1 protein-coding gene is annotated in these 1,710 nt (G+C 66.1%); it reads right to left on the reverse strand.

Features of this window, described 5'->3' with window-relative positions; translation table 11 throughout:
* Positions 1-3: 3 nt before the first annotated feature.
* Positions 4-1,626 carry an ISL3 family transposase gene (locus tag AB0I53_RS49530; RefSeq protein ID WP_358618191.1) on the reverse strand — a complete coding sequence of 541 codons (1,623 nt, stop codon included), beginning with the start codon at positions 1,624-1,626 and terminating at the stop codon, positions 4-6.
* Between the last annotated feature and the right edge of the window lie 84 nt (positions 1,627-1,710).

Here is a 1,710-nt window from a genome sequence, read left to right on the forward strand (position 1 = left end):
GGCTCAGTCGCTGAGCAGGATGCGTTTGCGGAGCAGGTCGGGCTTGGCGCGGCCGAACATCTGTCGTTTGATCATTTTTATGCGGTTGACGTGTCCTTCCACTGGGCCGCTGTTGTAGGGCAGGGTCAGTCCGGCGGTGACGGCGTCCTGGTCGCGTCGGATGCCGACGACGAAGGAGTGCAATGCCGGTTGATCGTCGGCGTCGACGGCGGCCATCCACTTCTCCAGCTCGTGGCCGCGGAGGCCGCACATCATGGTGGCGAAGGCCCGGACATGACCAGCCAGCGCGGCCAGTTGTGGGCTGGCGGCGAGAATGACGTCGAGCCGGCGTTGATTCTGAGATTCCATGTTGGACGGATCGCTCATGATCCAGCCCACGACCCGCCGAACCGAGGGCGGCTTAGGGGGCGGCTCGGGAACACGACCGGCTGTGCGGAAGGGACGCAGGTACTCGCGCAGGATCTTCTGGCCACCGCGGTAGCCGCGTGCCTTGATCTCCGCGAACAGAGCAGCGGCATTGGTGGCCCCGTCGTTGAAGCGTTGGTGCAGGTAGGGCTTGAACTCCTCCAACAGGCTCGGTCGTCGTCCGGTGCCGTTGCGGGTCAACAATTCCTCAACCGCATCGGCGCGGGCGAAGCGACGTACGGTCCCACGTGCAAGCCCGAGCCGGGCGGAGATTGTCCTGATGCCCACGCCTTCGGCGAGCAGGGCATGGATTGCGGCGTAGCGCTCCCGCGTTCGGGTCGCGATCCGATCCGTTCTGTCTTGTGGCTGGAGAGGAAGTACCGGCGCCGGAACGTGATCGTCTTGGTCGTGCTGGTGATCGGCATCGGCATCAAGGCCAGGGTCGGCGTCAGTGTCCACCGCTGCACGCAGGCTTTCCTGGTGTCGGGCGACCGTGCGCTCCACCGCACCGGCGAGGTTGTTCCACACGTGCCATCGATCGGCTACCTGCAGCGCGTCTGGTGCGCCTTCGCGGACGCCCTCGGCGTAGGCGCCGGCCCGGTCCCGGCAGACGATCTCCACACCAGGATGAGCTTGTAGCCACGCGGTCAGTGTCTCGGCGGTGCGGTCGGTCAACACGTCGACCGGGCGGCGGGACTCGACGTCGATCAGGATCGTGCCGTAGTGATGTCCCCGGCACAGGGCGAAGTCGTCCACGCCAAGCACCCGGGGAGTCGATCGTTCGGAGTCGGGCAGGGCGCGAACCATGCGCAGCAACGTCATCCGGCTGACCGCGGCGGCCAGGCGCTGGGTCAACCGCGCCCCGGCGCGACCACCCAGCGCCAGCGCGACCGCGCACAACACTCGCTCCAGCGCCGTGGTGCGTCGGCCATAGCGAGCCGCCAACTCCTGCACTCCTTCGGCGAAGGTCTTCTTGGCGCACTCGGTGTTATCGCAGAACAATCGGCGGACTCGCAGCCGAATCAGCACCTCTCGACTGGAGGTCGCGGTGTCGGACAACCGCCGTTCGTAGCGGCTGTGCACCCGATCGGACAGCGTTCCACAGCCAGGACACGCCACATCTCCGCTGAGGGTGCTCGCCTCGATCCGCACCACCGGTCCGGCAGCGTGCACATCGTCTATCCGTAAATGGGCAAGATGCGGGAACAGAACCCCGAGCACTCCAAGATCAGCACACCGAGTACATGATCAACTATGTGGCCAGCGGGCAACGCCCGGGTCCATCACGGAAACCGTGCCAGAGCC

This window comes from Saccharopolyspora sp. NPDC050389 (genome assembly GCF_040655595.1).
In the GTDB taxonomy this organism is placed as follows: Bacteria; Actinomycetota; Actinomycetes; order Mycobacteriales; family Pseudonocardiaceae; genus Saccharopolyspora.